Here is a 20,496-nt window from a genome sequence, read left to right as displayed (position 1 = left end):
GTTTACGGTATTCTGGCCATATGGATGCAAAAACAGCCCACTACGCGACTTCAGAGCTGACCACCCCGGCGGTCAGGCACCTTGCGTGGCTATGCCAGGCGCCCCAGTTGCTGCAGTCCCCACTGACATTTGAGCCAAGTCGTTCCCTCAGCAAAAATGTTGATGAGCAACTCCGGGCGTGGGATCGCAATCCGGAAAAGGCACCTCCGCTGCTGAGCGAGACGCCGCCAAAGCGGCTCGGATTTTACTTTGAACAGCTTTACCGGGTATTGCTTGAAGATCTTCTGGGCTGGGACATTCTGCTGCAGAACCGGCAAATCCAGTCCAACGGTCGAACCATTGGCGAGCTGGATTTCGTGGTGCACAATCGTTTGGAAGATCGCATCGAACACCATGAAATCGCGATCAAATATTATCTGGGGGTTCCGGAGCAAGCCGGAAGAACACTCTGGTACGGCCCTAACGCAAGAGATCGGCTGGACCTGAAAGCAGACCGCATGCTGAACCTGCAAAGCCAGCGAACCAGATTGCCCGAAGCCAGGGAACTGCTCGCCGAAGCTGGAATCAACGAACCCGTGACGCCCCGCATCTTCATGCCGGGCTATCTGTTTTACCCGAGAGAGACGCGGGTAATAGCGCCCGAGTCAGTGCCTGCCAATCACCTCCGCGGACACTGGTGCTACCTCTCACAAATCGAGTCGTCGGACATCCACGGCTGGGTGGTGTTGAACAAACCCCACTGGATCGGGCCGTGGCGCCAGAGCGAGCCACCCGCAGCGGATGCCATGACAACCGCGCTGAACACCATTGAGCGGCACAACATTCCCATGCTATTCGCTAAACTCGAAAAAAACGACAGCGGCGAGATATGGCAGGAGACCGATCGGATATTTGTTGTGCCGGATAGCTGGCCGTAATCAATAATCAGGCATCGATCAAGTCTGTTGCCCAGTCGGGCAGTCTTTCCTGTAAAGAGCGCCAACGCCCCTCTTCCCAAACCGCAACACGCACATAGGGGTGATCGAGACTGGAGTTATCCACAAGATGCAATTCGTCGACAAGACCAACGCACTGACGGAGATTCTCAAGAGTTCGCGGAATCCGGGACTGGATCTTGGCATCGGGGACGCTATGGCCGCCGGACTTGACCCGCGAGGCAACCCGCGCCTTGTTGAGTTCTGCAAACTCCAGGTGAAAATAGAACAGCCGAATCCGGAACCCTGCCGCCTTTGCAGCCCCAACAAAATCCACCTTGGAAGGATGGGAAAAGACCGTTTCAAAACAGAAAGTCTGACGCTCCTCAAGCAGTCGGAACCGCTCCCTTTCGGCAACAAGCGCCGCTTCGTAACTGTGCTTTTCAGGAGCATCCGGCCAGACACTTTTGGCGATGTTATCGGCATTCACCAGCGGGATTTTGCGACGAGCCAGGAACCGCTCATAGAACGTTGTTTTCCCCGCACCATTACCGCCAACTAACAGCCAGAGCTCAGGCTGCGTTGTCACGGTCACTCAGTGCCTCGAAACGCCCGTTGCGAAACTGGCCGAGTTCTCGGCTACCGTCCGGATAGATCGCTTCCAGGTAGCCGGGTTTCTCATCAGAGGCCTGGTAAACCGTTCGCCCCCGGCCGATAGAGCGCCCCAGGTCACCGCTTTCCCTGGACTGATCCACCTCGGCCCAGAGCTCATCGCTGGACACAGAGTCAGCCACCACCGGCTCGACCCGAACCTGGCGTATACCCTGCACAATGGCAATCAGATCTTCGGCACTCACATCGCCGGCAACAGCACGCCCGATTTCGGCCCAATACTCAATCTGCTTGGGTGTCGAGCGCCGATTAACCGCGCCCTCGGCGGCGGCGTGACGAACGAGTGAATCGTCGAGACGGACGGCGGTAGTCATGGTTACCTCCAGGGAAGATATCTATTCACACTTAAAATTATGGCACTTGTTGCGTTTCGCTACAACTGGATCAAAACGTTGCAAACAAGCAGGCACCAGCTAAACAGTTGACCCGCCCATCATTCTGCTGCACCCTAATCTGGTTTCATTATGCAACCGGAGAGAACAAGTGAGCGAATACAAGAACCGAGCCGTCGTGCTCAAACAACGCCCACAGGGCGAAATCCAACAAGGCGATCTCGTTTTGGAAGAGCGTCCTGTCCGTTCCCCTAACGAGGGAGAAGTTGTTGCTCAAGTGCTCTGGCTTTCACTGGACCCCTACATGCGTCCACGCATGAACGATGCCAAGGGTTACATGGACCCCATTGGCATCGATGAGCCTATCGTCGGCGAGAGTGTTGCACGTGTTGTTGAGTCCCGCTCGGACGACCTTAAAGTCGGCGACCTGGTTACCTGCTACTCCGGCTGGCAGGAATACGTCACCTTCCCGGCGGACGCGCCGATGGTCTACAAAATTCAACATCGGGACAATGTGCCCCTGCAAACCTACCTTGGCGTTGCAGGCATGCCAGGGCGCACCGGTTATTGCGGCCTTATGTACGTCGGCAAACCGAAAGCCGGCGAAACCGTGGTTGTCTCGGCAGCCTCCGGCCCTGTCGGCACTGTGGTTGGCCAAACCGCAAAAACAGAGGGTTGCCGGGTGGTTGGCGTTGCCGGTGGGCCTGAGAAGTGCAATTTCGTGGTCAATGAGCTGGGCTTCGACGCCTGCGTTGACTACAAGGCGGGGAACCTGGAAGCGGATCTCAAAGCGGCCTGCCCCGACGGCATCGACATCTACTTTGAAAACGTGGGTGGAGCCGTTACGCGCGCCGTTGCCCCATTGTTGAATGAGGGGGCCCGGGTGCCCATCTGCGGTTTTGTCTCTGCCTACAATGCAAAAGATATGGCCAGCGTGGAAACTCCCTTCCACGTGCTCGGGGCGCTTGATCCGGCGCCGGAGCATCGTTTTTTCCTCGTGACCGAATGGCAGGACCAGCATCAGGAAATCACGGACATCCTGGCCTCAAGGGTTGCTTCCGGAGAACTTAAATACCGCGAAACCGTTGCCGAAGGGCTGGACAACGCCGTTGATGCCTTTAAAGGCATGCTCAAAGGCCAGAACTTCGGCAAACAGCTGGTTCACATCGCAGACTGACTGCAATACCTGAGACGCGTGTGGTCTGTGTAAATCAATCCGAGATTTTCAGGAGCACCTTGCCGGTGTTCCTGTTCTCGGCCACATAGGCCATCGCCTCTTCCACCTCTTCTATCGGCCAGGTGCTATCGATCAGAGGTTCAATCTGGCCGGCTGCGAGCAGTGGCCAGACGTGCCTGTAGAGCGCCTGCATCACCTGGCCCTTATCCTCGACCGTGCGTGAACGGAGGGTGGAACCGATCAGGCGCTGGCGTTTGATCAGCATGATGCCCAGATCCACTTCGGCCATACGGCCACCCATGAGTCCGATGAGCACAATCCGGCCATCGACGTTCAGAACCCGCTGATCTTCGGCAATATAATTGCCACCGACCGGATCCAGAACCATATCCACGCCACCCCACGCTGTAACAGCATCAACGAAGGAGCCTTCGTTCCGGTTCCAGACGCCACTGGCTCCCAGATTGCGACAAACCTCCAGTTTGGCCTTATCACCGGCGGTCGCAAAGACCGGATTGCCAAACGCCGTTGCGAGCTGAATTACCGCAGTGCCAAGGCCGCTGGCACCCGCATGCAGGAGCACACGCTCGCCCGGTTTCAAGGCTGCTTCGTGATACAGATTCAACCAGGCGGTAGCAAAAACCTCGGGAATGGCCGCAGCTGTCTCCAGCGACACCCCTTTGGGAACGGGCAAAACCTGCACCGCGGGTACCACCACACGAGTCGCATAACCGCCGCCGGTCAGCAGGGCGCAGACTTCATCACCGGGTTTGAGGTGGGTAACGCCGGATCCGACCGAAGCGATGCGACCACTGACCTCCAGCCCGAGAATATCGGATGCTCCCGGAGGCGGGGGATAGACGCCAGCGCGCTGCATGAGATCCGCACGATTGATGGCTGTCCAGACAACCTCGATTTCGACGTGGTCTGCGGGCGGTTCACCCGGTCCTTCCCAGGGCTCCCAGCTTAGATTGCCCCCGGTTACCTTGATTGCTTTGATCATGTATGACGTCTCGGCCTTGCTCATATGGGCACAGGATACCCCAAGTTTTCCGAGCATTGCACAAATGGCGCAAAGACAGGATCAGCCGGTAACTTCCAGGTTGGACAGCCACACACTCTGATAAGGTTTCAGGGTGATCGAGCCAGACAGATCATCAATAGTCATACCGGAAATCAGATCCAGCCAATGATCGGTGCCGATGAGATTGATGTCGCTCAGCGCTACCTGCTGTACCTCGTTACTGATGTTGTGAATGCAGAAGATGGACTGGTCCCGGCGCATACTCTGGCGCCAGAAACCAAACAGCTGCAGGCCAAGATGCAGGGTGAACTGGGTGGCGTTCGGGTGAAACGCTGGCTGTTTACGCCGGATGGCAATCAGCCGTTTCAGCTCCTGGAACGCCTTGCTGTGGTGGCTCAGGGGATCTGCGAGCTTCTGCTCCAGAGTATCCAGTTGCCACTGGCTGCGGTTAATGGATCGAAGCCGACCGGTGTGCTCCACCCGCTCCAGATCGTTCTCAGTCGCCAGCAGACTGTGAATGTAGAAGGCCGGAATCCCCTCCAGCGCCAGCATTACGGTGTGGGCGCAGACGAAGCGCTGCAACTGCCAGTGATCCCGACCCGACTCCGCCGTGCCCTGCAGCGCATCGTACAGGGCGATGTTGATTTCATAGGGCTGGTCGCGGCCATCCGGCGTGCGCCGGTACGAGACCTTGCCGCCGAACGAGTCCATGGTGTTGATCAGCCGCTGCTTCTCTTCCTCCGTCAGCAGACCATCCGTTGGCCGCATACCCACACCATCGTGGGACGCAATAAAATTCAGATAGGTGGTGCCCATCTGCGCGGGCGGCATGCTCATCAGCCAGGTTTTCAGGTGCTTGCAGTCACCGGTAACCAGGGTATTGATCAGCAGGGGCGGCAGGGAAAAGTTATAGATTACATGGGCTTCGTTGGCGTTGCCGAAATAGGTGAGATTTTCGCGGTTGGGTACGTTGGTCTCGGTAATCACCACCGCATCCGGGCTGTGGTGCTCGATCAGAAGGCGCAGGATCTTGATCAGCTCATGGGTTTGCTGCAGATGGATGCAGGGCGTGCCCGGCTCTTTCCAGAGAAAGGCGACGGCATCGAGCCGGAAGATGATAATGCCACGCTCCAGATAGCGCCGGATGATAGCAGCAAACTCGATGAGCACCTTCGGGTTGGCAAAATTCAGGTCAACCTGATCCTCACTGAACGTACACCAGACATATCGCTCGCCATCATCGGTCTGGACCGGGTTAAGGAGCGGTGAGGTACGGGGCCGCACAACGGCACTCAGATCATCCCTTGGATTGCCCTCGAAGAAATAATCCTTGCCCGGGTCTACCCGTTTGCGGAAATTCTCGAACCAGCGGCTGCGGGCCGACATATGGTTGATCACCAGGTCCGCCATCAGCTTGTAATCCCGGGCGATGCCCTCGATATCCTCCCAGTTTCCGTGGGACTCGTTGACGGCCAGATAATCCATGACCGAGAAACCGTCGTCGGAGCTGTAGGGGAAAAACGGCAGAATGTGCACCGAAGAAATTGAATCTGACAGGCAATCCGCGAGGAACCGATGCAATGTCTGCAGTGGTTTTTCTTCCGCCCGCTGAACCGTATCGGCATAGGTAATCAGCACCACATCCGATTCATCCCAGTTATTCTGGTGCGCAGGCGGCGGGGCCTGGTTGGGCTCCAGACCCATAGTGGTCAGCAACTGTTCGGCCAGAAAGTCACAGTCCAGCTCTGGATAGACGACATCCAGCATGGAAACCAGCTTCGCTTTCAGAGCCTGGGTCATGGCCGGAATTCCTCATTATCCAGCTCAACGGCCTCCAGCAACTGCTCCTTGATGTCGGGAATCGCGCTTGTGACCCGGTTCCAGCTGGGAATAAAAGGTGTGTCCATCGGGTTATCGAGGAAATAGGCGCCCGCCCGCATCACGTTCTGGGCGAACAGCTCCACCGCCTTTTCTTCCTTGTGTCGATCAAACGTCAGGCCGTTGATAATGGCGTCGTTCTGGTAGGTCTCCACGAAATCCAGGGCAATGCGGAAATACGTGGCCTTGATCGTCCTGAATTTCTCATTGGAGAAAATCTCACCGTTGGTGGCCAGCTTTCGGAACAGGGCCTTGGCAATATCCATGCTCATTTTGGACAGTCCCTTGCTGGCATCCTCTGGCGAAAGCTCCTGGTGCTTGTGGTCGTAGACATCGGCAATATCCACCTGGCACAGGCGGTTTGTGGCGTAGTTGCGCTTCATCTCCGAGAGCACACCGATTTCCAGTCCCCAGTCGCTGGGAATACGCAGGTCATTGATCACATCCGTGCGAAACGAAAATTCCCCGGCCAGTGGGTACCGGTAACTGTCCAGGTAATCCAGGAAATCGTTGGGGCCGCAGACCTTCTTCAGGGATCGGATCAACGGTGTTACCAACAGGCGACTGACCCTTCCGTTCATTTTTCCGTCCGCTACACGGGCGTAGTAGCCTTTGCAGAACATGTAGTTGAAGCCGGGGTTAGCCACAGGGTAGATCAGGCGGGCCACAAGATCCCGGGAATACGTAAGGATGTCGCAGTCGTGCAAGGCAACGGATTTGCTGACACCCGAGGCCAACACATAGCCAAAGCAATACCAGACGTTTCGCCCTTTACCCATTTCCGTTGGTGCCAGGTTCTGCTCCCGAAGCTTCAGGTCAATGTTCCTGAGTCGAGGCCCGTCGTTCCAGAGCACCTTGAAGTTCTGTGGCAGCTCGGAGAAGTACTCCAGGGCGTGGCGGTATTGTTCCTCGTTGGCTCGGTCCAGGCCAATGACCACCTGGTCCAGATAAGGCACCTTGCCCAGCTCATGCACGATATTTTTCAGGGCCGGCCCTTCCAGCTCCGAGTACAGGGAGGGCAACACCAGGGACATGGGCCGGGTCTTGCGAAAACTCATCAGCTCCGCTTCGAGTTCCTCTACCGGACGCCGAACCAGGTTATGAAGGGTTGTGATAATGCCATTCTGGTAAAAGTCGCCCATGGCGGCTCTCCTTTTTTATACCCACACTCGAACGGGTCAGTACCCGTACTCAAACAGGAGATTGAGCACGCACTCATTCCAGCCCTCGGGGCCGGGCTTGAGGGAGCGAATGGCGTGTTTCGCCGAGGGCAACTGAACCTCTTCGCTTTTTACGCCCCGGATCACCACCGGTATATCCGCCGATTCCAGCATCTGCTGATCGTTGGGGCTATCACCCAGGGCAATGGCCAACACTGGCCCATCGCCATACTGCTCCCGGTATTGCTCTTTGTATTTGTTTAGCAAGAACCGGGCCCCATCGGCTTTATCAAATATACCCATGGCATGGAGAAAACGTCCGCCCGCTACCAGGCGGAGATCCTCGGCACTCAGAGCCGCTTCAAACTCCGCCAGCTCCTGCTCAGAGCCCTGCCAGATCAATGGTTCGGTTCCCAGCCGCTCTTTGGCCCGCCCGGCCGCTGCCGGATCCAGGCCGGTCTGCGCTGCAAGTTCATCGGTAGACATGTCGGCAAAGCCCCTGAATCGCGCGCCCTTCTTCCGTTGCGCGCCCAGCACCTCAAGGACACGTTCCCGGGTTGCACCAAAATTCACCACTTCTTCTTCCGCATTGCCCAGGGCGTGGGGAGGAACAACCACGGCTGCACCGTTTTCGACAATGAACGGATCGTTATTTCCAAGTTCTTCCCTCAAAGCCCGGATCTCCGGCATGGTTTTGCTGGAGTTAAGCACCAGGGGAATATTGGCTGCCTTCAACTTGGCCAGGGCGGGGCCCGCCGCCTGCCAGCGGTAGTCGTCGTGGTCCAGCAGGGTGCCATCGAGATCTGAGAAGAGGATCAAATGGGGTCTGGCCATGGCCGGTCTCCGTTAGGCCTCGCGAAACTGCGGAAGGCCGAGGCCATGGTCCTCGGCCACGTTGATCAGAACATCAGCTCGCCCAGGCATTTCTGCGAGGCAGGCACGGGTAACCCGTTCATAGTGCATCACGAAGCGGCCGACTTCTTCGTCGGTCATAATGCGCAACTCCTGTGCACCATCATGGGGCCCGCCACTTTCTGGTGCATTGCGGATTTTATTTGCCAGCTTTTGTTCCTGGAGTCGACGCCACTCAAGAACACACGCCATGGAGGGAGCCTTCAACATGATCAGAAAATCGATTTCATCAAAAAATTTCCGGTATTCCCCTTTCAACTGATCATTAACATAGCTGCGCCAGACGCCGTCCGGGTCCTCGTTCTCCTCCAGAGGATTCATCGGCTGGGCAAGCGCACTGTCTTGCTCCGGTCGCGCATCAAGGCACCACCCCTCAAGAAGAATGACCTCCGCACTTCCCCCGAAGACAGGCCACTGATCCCGGGGAACCCGGTCGTCCCGCGACTTGTCGAATGCAGGAATCGGGGTGGCATCTTCAGGCACTGCACTGCGCAAGCGGTTCAAGACCTGTTGCCCGAGCGCAACGTCGTGTGTTCCCGGCACGCCACGGGTTATAAACAACGGGTGCACCCGTTCGGCGAGGTCCTGGCGTTCACCTCTGGTAAGGTAAATATCATCCAGGGAAAAATTGGCCGCAGACCGGTTGCGGTGGCGCAGCAGAATTTCCCGTAAAAAGAGTGTCAACGTAGACTTGCCCGTACCCTGGGCTCCGTGAATTCCAACCACAATGGGTTGCTTTTCCGTATCATGGAGCGCACAGATTCGGTCTGCGAGCGGCAGAATGGTCTTTTCTACCGTTTCGGCGTAGGCATCGGGCAGGCCTTCCTGCTGAATCAGGGCACTGATGGTTTGTTCTAGCGAGCGATCAGACACGTTGGGTTTCCAGTTCAATGGATGACTTAAGAGAGACGGCAGCAGAATTCATACCAATGGGAGTATAGGCGTTTTATGAGTGGCAACGATTTTCGAATAGAGCATCGCTACCTGGAGCTCCCGGACAGTTTTTACACCCGGGTTCAGCCCTCACCACTAAAAGACGCAAAGATGGTGTGCTTCAACCACAAGCTCGCGGAACAGATGGGCTTTCGCGCCGATTCCGAATCGGAGTGGACCGGCGTGGGTGCAGGATCAGAGTTACTTGAGGGCATGGAGCCTGTGGCCATGAAATACACCGGCCACCAGTTCGGCGCCTACAATCCCGATCTGGGCGACGGCCGTGGACTGCTACTGTGGGAAACCGTTGGCCCCGATGGACGACGCTGGGACTGGCACCTCAAAGGCGCCGGCATGACTCCTTATTCCCGCTTCGGGGATGGCCGCGCCGTGCTTCGCTCCACCATTCGCGAATACCTGTGCAGTGAAGCCATGCACGGACTGGGTATCCCTACCACCCGGGCCCTATTCATGGTGAGCGCCAAAGACCCGGTGCGCAGGGAATCCATCGAGACGGCGGCTACACTGGTGCGCGTAGCTCAAAGCCATATTCGCTTCGGACACTTCGAGTTCGCCGCTCACCACGAAGGACCTGAAAGCGTAAAGACTCTGCTTGAGCATGTGATCTCGCTGCACTCCCCTCATCTGATCAACCTGCCGGATGACGATCGATACGCCCGCTGGTTCGAGGAAGTGGTGGAACGCACCGCAAGAACGATTGCGGACTGGCAGGCAGTCGGCTTCTGCCATGGCGTGATGAACAGCGACAACATGTCCATCATCGGCGACACCTTTGATTATGGCCCTTTCGCATTCCTTGATGATTTCGATGCCGGCTATATAAGCAACCATACCGACCAGGGCGGGCGCTACGCCTACAACCGTCAACCACAAGTCGGGTTCGAGAATTGCCGCTACCTGGCCACAGCCCTGCTCCCGGTAATGGAGGAGGACGACGTGCGCCGGGGGCTTCGCCGCTATGAGGTGGCCTACAACGAACGCTTCCTCCAGAACATGCGAGACAAGCTCGGCCTCGCCATCGAAGATGAAGCGGACCTGAGCCTGATCATGGATACCTTCAGCATGATGCACGAGCACCATGTCGACTACACGGCCTTCTTCCGGGCGCTCTCGAATCTGCACAGCCATGGCCCTGGGCCGGTGCGGGATCTGTTTGTAGATCGAAGCGTGGCAGACCAGTGGCTGGAGCGTTATGAGGAGAGACTCCTGAACGAAAGCCGCGCTCATGATGAGCGGGAATACGCCATGCGCCGCGTGAATCCAAAGTATGTGCTGAGGAACTATCTGGCCCAGCAGGTCATACAGGAGGCGCAAAACGGGGATTACGAACCGATGAAAGCACTATTGAAAGTTCTCGAGCGCCCCTATGACGAGCAACCTGAAAATGAGGCTTATGCTGCATTGCCGCCGGATTGGGGCAAGCACCTGAATATCAGCTGTTCAAGCTGAGGTAGCTGCGCCAGCCAACGAAAAAGGGCCGGACGATATACTCGTCCGGCCCTTTTGTTTTTTCGGCAACCTACCGAGATCAGACCGCCTTGGCAGCAATGATCTTCTCGTGCCACTCCGCAGGACCTGTCTGGTGCACAGACGAGCCGCGTGAATCAACGGCGACTGTGACCGGCATGTCTTCGACCTCGAACTCGTAAATGGCTTCCATACCCAGTTCCGGGAAGGCAACCACTTCCGCATTCTTGATGGCCTTGGAGACCAGGTAAGCGGACCCGCCCACGGCCATCAGGTAGACCGCACCGAATTCCTTGATGGCGTCGATGGCCACCTGACCGCGCTCGGCTTTACCGATCATTCCGGTAAGGCCGGTCTTTTCGAGCATGGTGTGGGTAAACTTGTCCATTCGGGTCGCAGTCGTCGGGCCTGCAGGACCAACGACCTCTTCGCGCACCGGATCAACCGGGCCAACGTAATAAATGAACCGACCTTTCAGGTCGACCGGCAGTTCCTCGCCTTTCTCGATCATGTCGACCATCTTCTTGTGGGCAGCATCCCGGCCAGTCAGCATCTTGCCGGAGAGCAGGACAGTTTCGCCCGGCTGCCAATCCTTTACGTCTTCCGGGGTCACCGTATCGAGGTTCACGCGACGCACGTTGTCGCCCACTTCCCAGGTGATTTCCGGCCAGTCTTCCAGGCGCGGCGGCGTCTGCAAGGACGGTCCGGTGCCATCCAGAGTGAAATGCGCGTGGCGAGTCGCAGCACAGTTCGGGATGATGGCCACCGGCTTATTGGCAGCGTGCGTTGGGTAATCCTTGACCTTAACGTCCAAAACGGTGGTCAGGCCACCCAGCCCTTGGGCACCGATACCCAGATCATTCACCTTGTCGAACAGCTCAAGACGCAGTTCCTCGGCTCTGTTCGACGCACCGCGCGCTTTCAGGTCGTGGATATCAATCGGATCCAGCAGGGATTCCTTGGCCATTTCCATCGCCTTTTCGGCGGTACCGCCAATACCAATGCCCAGCATGCCAGGCGGGCACCAGCCAGCCCCCATCTGCGGAACCATTTTAAGAACCCAATCTACAACCGAATCGGACGGGTTCAGCATCGCGAACTTGGACTTGGCCTCTGAACCACCACCTTTGGCAGCCACGTGCACTTCAACCGTATCGCCCGGAACCATCTTGTAGTGGATGATAGCCGGCGTGTTATCACCGGTATTCTTACGCTTGCCGTCCGGGTCATCCAGAATAGAAGCGCGCAGCACGTTGTCCGGATGGGTGTAGGCGCGACGTACCCCTTCGTTGATCACATCATCCAGGGGTAGCTCGCAGTCCCACTGAACGTTCATACCAATGTTGACGAATACCGTCACAATACCAGTGTCCTGACACAAGGGCCGATGACCTTCCGCACACATGCGCGAGTTGATCAGGATCTGGGCCATGGCGTCCTTCGCCGCCTGGGACTCTTCCTTTTGGTAAGCCTCATACACACCATCAATGAAATCTTTCGGATGGTAGTAGGAAATGAACTGCAGCGCGTCCGCTACGCTTTCAATCAGATCGTCCTGGCGGATTACGGTGGTCATAGGCGCCTCATCAGCTTGATATCGTTATGTCGTGTCATCAAAAATCGGGATGCGAAAGTTTACCAGAAAATCGCTTTGGCGAGTGATTCGACAGATGGCGAAGCAGTCATAAAAAGCCGTGAAAAACGGCACAGGAAAAAGGTACCATCCTAACCAAACTAGAATAACACCCCAGGAGCCACCGTGACTGACCTCGTCCTCACCGAAATCAAAGCCCGGATTCTCATCGTTCGGCTGAACCGGCCAGAGCGCAAGAACGCCCTCACCCACGCCATGTACACCGCCATGGGCGATGCTCTGGAACAAGCCAGGGATGATGCCAACATCCGGTGCGTACTCTTTACCGGCAGCAGCGAGTGTTTCACCGCCGGCAACGACCTGGGCGAATTTGCCGCCGGCTTGCCCGGTGATTTCGAACAAACGCCCGTAGGCCGCTTTCTTTTGTTACTGGCCAGTGCAACCAAACCCGTGGTGGCGTCGGTCAATGGCGCGGCAGTCGGCATTGGAACCACCATGTTGCTGCACTGCGATCTGGTATTCGCCGGCAACAACACGGCATTCCAGATGCCCTTTGCCAGCCTCGGCCTGTGCCCTGAAGGTGGCTCCAGCCTGCTACTTCCCTCCTGGATTGGGCGGGTGCGCTCCGCGGAGCTGCTGATGCTTGGTGGTGCCTTCTCCGCGGAAGAAGCTCTTCGGCTTGGCCTGATCAACCGGGTTTGCGAACCTGAGCAGACCGATGCCAATGCCTTTGAAGCCTGCCAGAGGCTCACTGAAAAAGCCCCGGCGGCGATTCGAGCCACCAAAGCGCTTCTAAACAAGCCAACCATTGAAGCACTCCGGGAAACCATGCTGGAGGAGGGACAGCTGTTTGCAGAGCGTCTGAAATCCCCGGAAGCCGCCGAAGCCTTCCGGGCCTTCATGGAAAAACGCGCACCGGATTTCTCGCGCTTCGAGTAAACCTCGACTGCGCCTCAATTTCCCTGTTGCCGGACCTCGACAAACCGTTATCCGGCAACTATTTTTCTCAAAGGCCGAACTCCAACTGTGCGGGGAGGATTCAATCCAGAAGAATCACACTTTTGGCTGATCAACACTTGCCATACTGTCGCTATAGTCAGAGATACAGAAATTGGCTTACAGCGCTGGCTACAATTTCAGACAACAGTTTAAGCAGAACAGGCCACTGACAACGGGCTTACCGGATCAGACCGGCCCCGTCAGCTGCCGAACATAACGACACAACAACAGGAAAAGGTTCCACCCATGTTCAAGAAAACTCTAATAAGTCTTGCCGTGGCGTCTTCCGTTGGACTTACAGGCTGCTTTGATAGCGGCGAGACGGGGGCGAATGCTAATCCGGAATATTTAATTGAAGATACGACGATTGATAAATCAATCGTCCGCCCAATTTACGATCCGAACCCGATCGCCGCAGAGCCAAAGTTCCCAATCAACTCTGACCTAATCCTGTTGCTGGGTGCCACCCAGAGCGCCAACTATGACTTTACAGGTCTCTCTGGCGGCACTTCTCCGGCCGATGATGCGGTTAACGATCTTTCCGGTTTCTCTACCTCCGGCGCGTTCACACTGAAGTTTGACGGATCCCTGAATCCTGTATCCGTTCAGGCCGGCGCCACAGTATTCCTGCTGCCAGTCAATGTGGCAGACGCCGTAGAGGGCGTTCCTGAGGCTCTGCCGAATACCAATCCATCCGGCATTATCCAGTCAAACCCGTTTGATCTTGCTGCAATTCCCAACTTCCGCGCTGATGTGGTGAGCGTTGACGGCGGCAGCGATAACGCAATTCGAATCGTACCTCTTGAGCCTCTCGCCGAGGGCCAGAAGTATCTGGTGATTGCAACTAATAACATCGTTGGCGCTGACGGACAGCCAATTGAGCGGTCTGTTCAAGACGTAAATCTTGCCGATGGTGTACTGGGCAACCCAGCCCTAGCTAACGTGAAATCGATCCTGCAGGCCTCAGACGCCCTGGCGAACGGTTTCCTCGCTCAGGCGATTCCTCAGGACACCCCAGAGTCGGCACTTGCCTATACCTTTACCACCAATTCTGATACCGACGTGTTGCGCGCTATGATGGCGCCGGCCGCATTTGGAAACGCGTTGGGTCAGAAAATCGGCTTTACAGCTCAGTTGAAAGCCGTCAGAGACAATTATCCGACGCTCAATTTCTCTCAGTTGACCACCAAACTCGGTGAAATTGCACAGCTTGCTGCGGACCTGCAAGCGGGCGACATAGATCCAAGCGACCTGGATGCCCAAGAGCTGGCAGCAATAACCGCTCTAGCTACTGTCGGCCCTCTTACAGAGCCAAGTGACCTGCAAGCAGCAATCGGTGCAGAAATTGGTGATACGCTTCATTTGCCGGTTCCCAGACCCTCCTTCTTTAACGCAGCTGAACCGGCGACTGATCTAGCTACTATCCAGGCATTGGCAGCAGACCCAACCAATGCTATCGCGCAGGCTGCACAGCAGGTGCAGGTTTCTGAAGGTGCCATCGCTCTGCCGTACTTCCAGTCACTTCCGGGTGAAACCGGAGCTGGCATTGTGACTGGCAGTTGGAGCGGAAGCACAAGCCTGGAAGAGGATCTGAATGAGAACCTGGCACCCGGCCAGACCGTTTTCTCATTCCTTCGCGACATTGACGGCACGCTGAACGTGAATGGGTATTTCCCGTTCCCAGAGCAGAATGCAACCACGACTGTCCCTGTGGTGGTGTTCAGCCCGGTTCTCGATGGCAGCCCAGCTCAGCCGGCCGCATGCGCGGGAACCAATGGAGCTGGGAAACCCGAAGGAGTAACCATTTTCCAACACGGCATCACGGTAGATCGCAGTGTTTCCATGCTGCCCGCTATCCTTCTGGCACAAAGCGCATGTCAGACTGTCGTGGCGATCGACCAGCCACTTCACGGCCTCGCAGGTGCTTCAACGGGCACTGTAGCAGGACTATCTGCTCTTGATGCGGACGCACTTACCACAGATGTAGAAGCTGCTATCAACCTTCTTGATCCCAATGACCCAAACCAAGCAGCAGTCATTGCCCAGCTCAACGCACTGATTTCGGCTGACTACATTGGTGAGCGTCATTTCGGATACACCGCTAATGCCTCCCTACAGCCGGTTCAGGCGCCGTTGGCCGATATCTCATCAGGTAGTCTGTTTATCAACCCGCTCAATATGATGAACAGTCGCGACAACCTGCGTCAGGGCGTTGTCGATCTGCTTAACGTTGCGGCATCAATTCAGACCTTTGATATCAATAAGGACTTCGCACCGGGCGACCTGGCTGGTGTACCGGTGAACTTTATTGGCCACTCTCTTGGAGGCATCTCCGGAACTGTCTTTGCCTCTCTGGCAAACGACGCGACCTTGAACGCCACTCTCAACGGCACGTATGCGCAGGCCGGAGTTCCTCTTTCGAACTTCACATTCCCGACGCTTAACTCGGTCGTGTTGCACAACACCAGCGGCCAAGTTACTCGCCTGATCGAGAACTCTCCGGCCTTCTCCGGCCAAGTTCTTGGTGGGCTGGCTAACGCCGGTGTCACCCAGGGAACCTCTGATTTCGAGAGCTTCTTCTACGTCTTCCAGTCAATCTCAGATGCCGGCGATCCGGTGAACTTTGCGAAAGGTCTTGGTGCTTCTACCAGCAACCTTCTGGTCACAGAAGTTGTTGGCGACACCACGGTTCCCAACGAAGCCAACGTCAATCCGCTCAGCCCGGCGTTCTCTGCACCGCTGACAGGCACTGAGCCTCTGATGGCACTCCTTGATCTGGGCGCTGGAGGCAGCAACCTCGCTGATGGTAATGACCTGAACCTGCTGCAGGCGGGCGACACCTCAGGATCACCCACCCCAGTGGCTGTGTTCTTCGATGGCAGCAACCCTTGCACAACTGCCAATCACGGAACCTTTGTCGCACCAATCGTTCCGAATGAAGCGTGCGGAGGTGCGGCAGACACCAGCGCCGCCTTCAGCGTGATGGTGACCCAGACCGCCCGGGCCTTAAGCGGTCTGTCCGTGCCGGCAACACCGAGCAACATTGATGCTCTCGGAACCAGTCCTACTCTGGCGAACGCACTCGATCAGGACGAACAGGCTGCTCCGTAAGGACTAGCTTCTGCCTACAAGCCCCGGCATCGCCGGGGCTTTTTTTTGGCGAGCCCCCACATGGGTCAGAGACGAACCATCAACACATCGAAGAGCCTCCACCCCCCCAGAGCTCTTGCAGCAATGCAGCCGCAGACATTGTTGGGACAACCATAAATTCTGAAGATGTTTGACGGCGCCCAGATAGCCAGAGGAACAGGCGTGTAGCGGAGGAAAGGTGGCTAGAAAGCAGGGACTTGCTCGCTTTACAAGTGGTTAGATCGCGCTCTTAATTGAACTCAACGGCATGACTAAGAGCAACAAAAAACGCCGCACTCGTCAGAGCGCGGCGTTTTCATTCTGGTTTAAGTCTTAATCTGAAGAAATAACAGTCTCACCCTGCGGCAACAGGTTTGCCTGAATATCTTCCTCAGTAAAGAACAACTGGCGGTAGTCCTTGTTGGAATACTGCTCGCTCTGATCACTGAAGAATGGTGACATGGCATCTGTAGACTGGGAATAACTCACGAGGCCATAAGCCTCCGGGCCATTGTCCGTAAATTCCAACCCGAAGTGCCAGCTAGTACCCCTGGCCATCAGCCAACCGTCGATGCCATCAGAGCCGTCTGATAGCCCTGCTGTGTTATCGATGGTTGAAGGTGCAATCCGCGGGAACCGGGTATCCTCCAGGAACGGATCTGTCACCACACCGATCGCATTGAAAGCCCCGTCAATGCTGCCGTCACCGCCGTGCCAGGGAATTGGCTGGGTCTGGAAAACGGGAGTCCCACCGGAACCGGGAACCACACCACCGGAAGCGCGGTAATATTGCAGGTCGCCCAATGCATCAGTCGGCAAAATTCCCTGAGACTGCAAAGCACTCACACCATCAGCAAGCGCCAGAAGCATCGTGTCGCTCGCTGTACCTGCATTCTCGTCGGAAGGATCCGCCGGTGTGCCTACAGGGTCAGCCGGGCTAAACGGCGTTGTCAGATCTGAATCCAGATCATTACGATAATTCGCCATGAACACCCGGAAAATATGAGCGCCCACGCTGTCCCGATTGTACAGGCCATCCCAAGTGCTCAGAGATTGGCACCAGGAAGACAGATCGACGCCATTAACTGCCGTACTACCAATCGCATCACAACGCTGCAAAAGCTCCGGCAGGAACTGTTCTGCATACCAGGCCCGGTTGTTCCAGATTACGCCGATCAACTCTTCTGCACTGAACTTTCCGTCCTGTCCGGCTGGAAGCGGCGCATCCGGAAAGCCAGGATCCATCAGATTCTGAAGCATCTTGATGCCCAGACGCGTCCGAGCATTGATAGGGGCTTTTTCATCACCAAACAGAGGTGAGAAGCCTGTCAGGAACTCGTCCGGATTGGTTGACCAGTAGCTGCTGTTGGAGTTCTGTACCCAATCCGATCTAACCAGTTTTGGCTTCTGGTCATAAGGCACCAAAGGACCACAAGCGGTCTCCACCCAGTCCTCCTGGGAGAGTCTGCCGTCGAGCAACGTAACGCCCTGGTCAAAGAGGCCAGCGTATGCTGCACTGCCTGCCCTTCTGAAATTCACGAGCGCAATGGCTTTCTCGGAAAGGTTCGGTACCGAGCTGCTGTCGATGTAGAACGCATTGCCCTGATCATCCGCATAGGTGGTATTGGTCCAGAGGGTGGAACCACAGTTCTGGAAGACACCCTGGAACTCCTCAAGATTACTGGCTCGACTCATACCCAACCAGGTGTCCAGAAGACCACCAGTGTTGGCATTGGCATCACGATAGGTGTGAGCCACCATTGAGGAGGTATTCAACGCACCGTTGTCACCCCAGGATGGCAGCTGATTACTGACAGCGTTCGCGGCGATCATCGGGCCGTACTCGGAGAAGTAGAACGTTCTCTCCAGAACCACAGGTTGAGCCATCCCCATATCGACCTCAATCTGATAGGTCTCAGAGGTGATCGGCTTTTCCACTCCGTCTTTCACATAAGTGAGAAACTCTCCGTCGTCCTTGAGTACCAGCTCATACCAGGTAAAACGACGGCTGGTTGTTACTGTGTGAGACCAGGCAAGATTCTCATTAAAATTGATCAGAGGAATCGCCGTACCAAGCAGTCCAGCGCCGTGGACGTTCAGGTAACCTGGAACAGTCATCTGGACTTCATAAAGCCGGCGATGGCCTGTGTATGGAAAGTGCGGGTTTGCCAAGAGAGCGCCACGGCCCTGCTCGGTCAACTCGCTACCAATACCCCACGCGTTACTGGCAAGGCCCATATCCGCGAAATTGGTCTGTGATTTCGCGCCAGCCTCTGCAGTTGCCACAACGTTCTTGAGAAGCTGATTAACCTCATCAACATTGGTCACCGAACTTACCGGTGTCGGTGCCGGAGTCTCTCCCGGAGGAACTGCGAGGAAAACCGCCCCTGTGGCAAACAGCGCACCGCTGGCGTACTGACCAACAATGCGATAATGAGCCAGCAAATCCACCGGCGTTATCGGTTTAACCCAATCCTGATCCGCACATTCTACAGGGAACTGAGAGGCATCGGTTTCGTTGACGTACCGGTTGTACCCCTCTGTAAAGCCTTCAATCAGCGCTCGACTCTCAGGGCTCAGCGTGGGGAACTCGGCCTCTGCGCCGGCGTATATCTGCTGAGCCTTGTAACTAAAGTCATTGACTATATTGATACCGACACCAAATCCCGCATCCGGTCCAGGCCCAAAGTACTTCGCTCTCTCGCTTCGGGCCTTCACAACCGCCTCAGCCAGCATACAAACATTGTCCTGCGCCTGCGCATAGCCATGTCCGAAAGCCGCAGATTTCAGGTCGTCAGCGACGATATGAGGCACGCCGCCCGTAGTTCGACGGATGGTCGCCTCTAGCTGACCATCAGACGGAAAAAGGTTAGGATCCACCTCAGCCTGTGAGGGGCCGGAAGAGTCGTTATCGCTATCAAAACAACCTGCCAGCAAAGTACTGCCAAGCAGCGCGACAGTTAGACTGAGGGCATGTTTGCCACTCGGGGTTTTCCTGAGCTTCATAGTGTATTCCTTGTATTTGTTCACTACGGTTCCACCGTTTCCGGTGACATTTATAAAACTAGCAGAGCCCTCCTTTTCAGCCAGACAAAACTGAACACTTATTCACGTTATTTTCTTCTAAAGAAACCGATCGTTATCAGCTCCGAGCATTTTCCCGATCCGGGACGTTTCCGATGGCGTTTTCTCGAACTTGATCGGGAATCCGATCTGCGGTTGTTGAGTGCCATCCCCTCTATCAACACCAATCACCATGTCCCTGGCCTTCAGCTGTGGGTGCTCGGCGGCCTCCGAAATGGTCAGAACCGGCTCCACGCAGGCATCCTCGTCGGCAAAAATCTCCTGCCACTCCGCCAGGGGTTTCTCTGCAATCTTTTCTTTCAGAACCGCTTTAAGGTGTTGCTGATGCTCAGGATTCTGGCTCATGGCGAGGCTGGTTACCTCAGAGATCCCGAGGGTGTGGAACAAGCGGGAAGCGAACTGCGGCTCGAGACTGCCAACTGAAAGCCAGCGACCGTCGCGCGTCTGGTAGTAGTCGTAAAAGGAGCCGCCGTTCAGCAACGCGCGTTCCGGCTTCTGTTCCTGGCCTCCGGCGAGGCAGGCCGCCCCAGCCATGGCGTTCAGCGCGAACGCGGCATCTGTCATGCTGATATCAACAAACTGCCCTTCTCCGGTTTGTTGCCGGTGAATTACCGCAGCCAGGATGCCCATCACGGCATGGTGAGAACCACCAGCGACATCTGCAATCTGTATACCCATTGGTGGCGGCCCGCTGTCGGCTCGGCCGCAGTGGCTGCTGACGCCCGCCAGGGAGAGATAATTGATGTCATGGCCCGCGCGGTCCTTGTAGGGGCCGGTCTGGCCGTAACCGGTAATGGAGCAATAGATGAGACGAGGATTTACTGCCTTGAGGGCCTCGTAGCCAATGCCTAGCCGGTCCATCACTCCCGGGCGAAACTGCTCGATAACAATGTCGTGGTCTTTGACCAGCTCCAGGACTTTTTCCCGGCTCCCCGGCTCTTTGAGGTTGAGACCGAGCGACTTCTTGCCTCGATTCAGAAAACCATGAGCCGTGCTCACCCCCGCATCATGGGGCGGCATCACCCGTGTCAGATCCACCCGGTCCGGTGCTTCCACACGCAATACATCTGCCCCCATGTCGGCCAGCAGCATGGTGGCGTAGGGACCGGGCAACAAGGTACTGAAGTCCAGAACTTTCAGCGAAGTCAGAGGACCCGCCATGATGATCTCCTTTTTATTGTGAGAGTTGTCCGAATAGCA

15 protein-coding genes are annotated in these 20,496 nt (G+C 56.3%); 5 read left to right on the top strand and 10 right to left on the bottom strand.

All coding sequences use genetic code 11. The features are described from left to right. The first annotated feature begins 20 nt into the window (after positions 1-20). Complete coding sequence (locus HP15_RS05755) at positions 21-917, top strand: DUF1853 family protein (protein ID WP_014576619.1); 897 nt, start codon at positions 21-23, stop codon at positions 915-917. A gap of 7 nt (positions 918-924) precedes the next feature. On the opposite strand, the gene HP15_RS05750 is transcribed toward HP15_RS05755, so the two are convergent. Together HP15_RS05750 and HP15_RS05745 are read right to left on the bottom strand one after the other, a co-directional pair. Beyond that, complete coding sequence (locus tag HP15_RS05750; RefSeq protein WP_041645130.1) at positions 925-1,503, bottom strand: AAA family ATPase; 579 nt, start codon at positions 1,501-1,503, stop codon at positions 925-927. After that, on the bottom strand, positions 1,487-1,900 hold the full coding sequence (locus tag HP15_RS05745; protein ID WP_014576617.1) for a TA system antitoxin ParD family protein: 414 nt from the start codon (positions 1,898-1,900) through the stop codon (positions 1,487-1,489). The genes HP15_RS05750 and HP15_RS05745 overlap by 17 nt, the downstream gene beginning before the upstream one ends. A gap of 169 nt (positions 1,901-2,069) precedes the next feature. Between HP15_RS05745 and HP15_RS05740 the strand changes: the two genes are divergently transcribed. Then, entirely contained in the window at positions 2,070-3,095 is a 1,026-nt protein-coding gene (locus HP15_RS05740; protein WP_014576616.1) for an NADP-dependent oxidoreductase, read from the top strand. A gap of 34 nt (positions 3,096-3,129) precedes the next feature. On the opposite strand, the gene HP15_RS05735 is transcribed toward HP15_RS05740, so the two are convergent. The 5 genes from HP15_RS05735 to HP15_RS05715 form a co-directional block, all read right to left on the bottom strand. Beyond that, positions 3,130-4,095, bottom strand: coding sequence for an NAD(P)H-quinone oxidoreductase (locus tag HP15_RS05735; RefSeq protein WP_373274853.1), 966 nt, complete (start codon positions 4,093-4,095; stop codon positions 3,130-3,132). Positions 4,096-4,179: 84 nt separating this feature from the next. Continuing rightward, positions 4,180-5,919 carry a sugar phosphorylase gene (locus HP15_RS05730; protein ID WP_014576614.1) on the bottom strand — a complete coding sequence of 580 codons (1,740 nt, stop codon included), beginning with the start codon at positions 5,917-5,919 and terminating at the stop codon, positions 4,180-4,182. Next, positions 5,916-7,139: a glycosyltransferase family protein gene (locus HP15_RS05725; RefSeq protein WP_014576613.1), complete on the bottom strand. Its 1,224-nt coding sequence runs from the start codon at positions 7,137-7,139 to the stop codon at positions 5,916-5,918. The genes HP15_RS05730 and HP15_RS05725 overlap by 4 nt, the downstream gene beginning before the upstream one ends. A gap of 36 nt (positions 7,140-7,175) precedes the next feature. Further along, positions 7,176-7,991, bottom strand: coding sequence for an HAD-IIB family hydrolase (locus HP15_RS05720; protein WP_041645129.1), 816 nt, complete (start codon positions 7,989-7,991; stop codon positions 7,176-7,178). 12 nt (positions 7,992-8,003) lie between these two features. Continuing rightward, the gene (locus HP15_RS05715; RefSeq protein WP_041645128.1) at positions 8,004-8,942 is read right to left on the bottom strand and encodes a hypothetical protein; all 939 of its coding nucleotides are present in this window, start codon (positions 8,940-8,942) and stop codon (positions 8,004-8,006) included. Between the two features lie 75 nt (positions 8,943-9,017). Between HP15_RS05715 and HP15_RS05710 the strand changes: the two genes are divergently transcribed. After that, the gene (locus HP15_RS05710; RefSeq protein WP_014576610.1) at positions 9,018-10,472 is read left to right on the top strand and encodes a protein adenylyltransferase SelO; all 1,455 of its coding nucleotides are present in this window, start codon (positions 9,018-9,020) and stop codon (positions 10,470-10,472) included. 79 nt (positions 10,473-10,551) lie between these two features. Here the strand turns inward: HP15_RS05710 and HP15_RS05705 are convergent, their stop codons facing one another. Beyond that, on the bottom strand, positions 10,552-12,066 hold the full coding sequence (locus tag HP15_RS05705; RefSeq protein WP_014576609.1) for a fumarate hydratase: 1,515 nt from the start codon (positions 12,064-12,066) through the stop codon (positions 10,552-10,554). Positions 12,067-12,249: 183 nt separating this feature from the next. Here HP15_RS05705 and HP15_RS05700 point away from each other — a divergent pair, with 183 nt between their 5' ends. Then, entirely contained in the window at positions 12,250-13,023 is a 774-nt protein-coding gene (locus HP15_RS05700; protein WP_014576607.1) for an enoyl-CoA hydratase, read from the top strand. A gap of 306 nt (positions 13,024-13,329) precedes the next feature. Then, entirely contained in the window at positions 13,330-16,194 is a 2,865-nt protein-coding gene (locus HP15_RS05695; protein WP_014576606.1) for an MECDP-synthase, read from the top strand. A 351-nt stretch (positions 16,195-16,545) separates the two neighbouring features. Here the strand turns inward: HP15_RS05695 and HP15_RS05690 are convergent, their stop codons facing one another. Both HP15_RS05690 and HP15_RS05685 read right to left on the bottom strand, forming a co-directional pair. Then, positions 16,546-19,218, bottom strand: coding sequence for a penicillin acylase family protein (locus HP15_RS05690; protein WP_041645127.1), 2,673 nt, complete (start codon positions 19,216-19,218; stop codon positions 16,546-16,548). A 117-nt stretch (positions 19,219-19,335) separates the two neighbouring features. After that, positions 19,336-20,457, bottom strand: coding sequence for a CaiB/BaiF CoA transferase family protein (locus HP15_RS05685; protein ID WP_041646155.1), 1,122 nt, complete (start codon positions 20,455-20,457; stop codon positions 19,336-19,338). Between the last annotated feature and the right edge of the window lie 39 nt (positions 20,458-20,496).

Source organism: Marinobacter adhaerens HP15 (genome assembly GCF_000166295.1).
GTDB classification, from domain to species: domain Bacteria; phylum Pseudomonadota; class Gammaproteobacteria; order Pseudomonadales; family Oleiphilaceae; genus Marinobacter; species Marinobacter adhaerens.
This window is presented reverse-complemented; position numbering and strand designations above follow the sequence as displayed.

Bases quoted from the DNA above. Each gene is read 5' to 3' on its own strand.
- HP15_RS05755 (WP_014576619.1), top strand. From the start codon at position 21: ATGGATGCAAAAACAGCCCACTACGCGACTTCAGAGCTGACCACCCCG.
- HP15_RS05745 (WP_014576617.1), bottom strand. From the start codon at position 1,900: ATGACTACCGCCGTCCGTCTCGACGATTCACTCGTTCGTCACGCCGCC.
- HP15_RS05730 (WP_014576614.1), bottom strand. From the start codon at position 5,919: ATGACCCAGGCTCTGAAAGCGAAGCTGGTTTCCATGCTGGATGTCGTC.
- HP15_RS05725 (WP_014576613.1), bottom strand. From the start codon at position 7,139: ATGGGCGACTTTTACCAGAATGGCATTATCACAACCCTTCATAACCTG.
- HP15_RS05720 (WP_041645129.1), bottom strand. From the start codon at position 7,991: ATGGCCAGACCCCATTTGATCCTCTTCTCAGATCTCGATGGCACCCTG.
- HP15_RS05710 (WP_014576610.1), top strand. From the start codon at position 9,018: ATGAGTGGCAACGATTTTCGAATAGAGCATCGCTACCTGGAGCTCCCG.
- HP15_RS05705 (WP_014576609.1), bottom strand. From the start codon at position 12,066: ATGACCACCGTAATCCGCCAGGACGATCTGATTGAAAGCGTAGCGGAC.
- HP15_RS05695 (WP_014576606.1), top strand. From the start codon at position 13,330: ATGTTCAAGAAAACTCTAATAAGTCTTGCCGTGGCGTCTTCCGTTGGA.
- HP15_RS05690 (WP_041645127.1), bottom strand. From the start codon at position 19,218: ATGAAGCTCAGGAAAACCCCGAGTGGCAAACATGCCCTCAGTCTAACT.
- HP15_RS05685 (WP_041646155.1), bottom strand. From the start codon at position 20,457: ATGGCGGGTCCTCTGACTTCGCTGAAAGTTCTGGACTTCAGTACCTTG.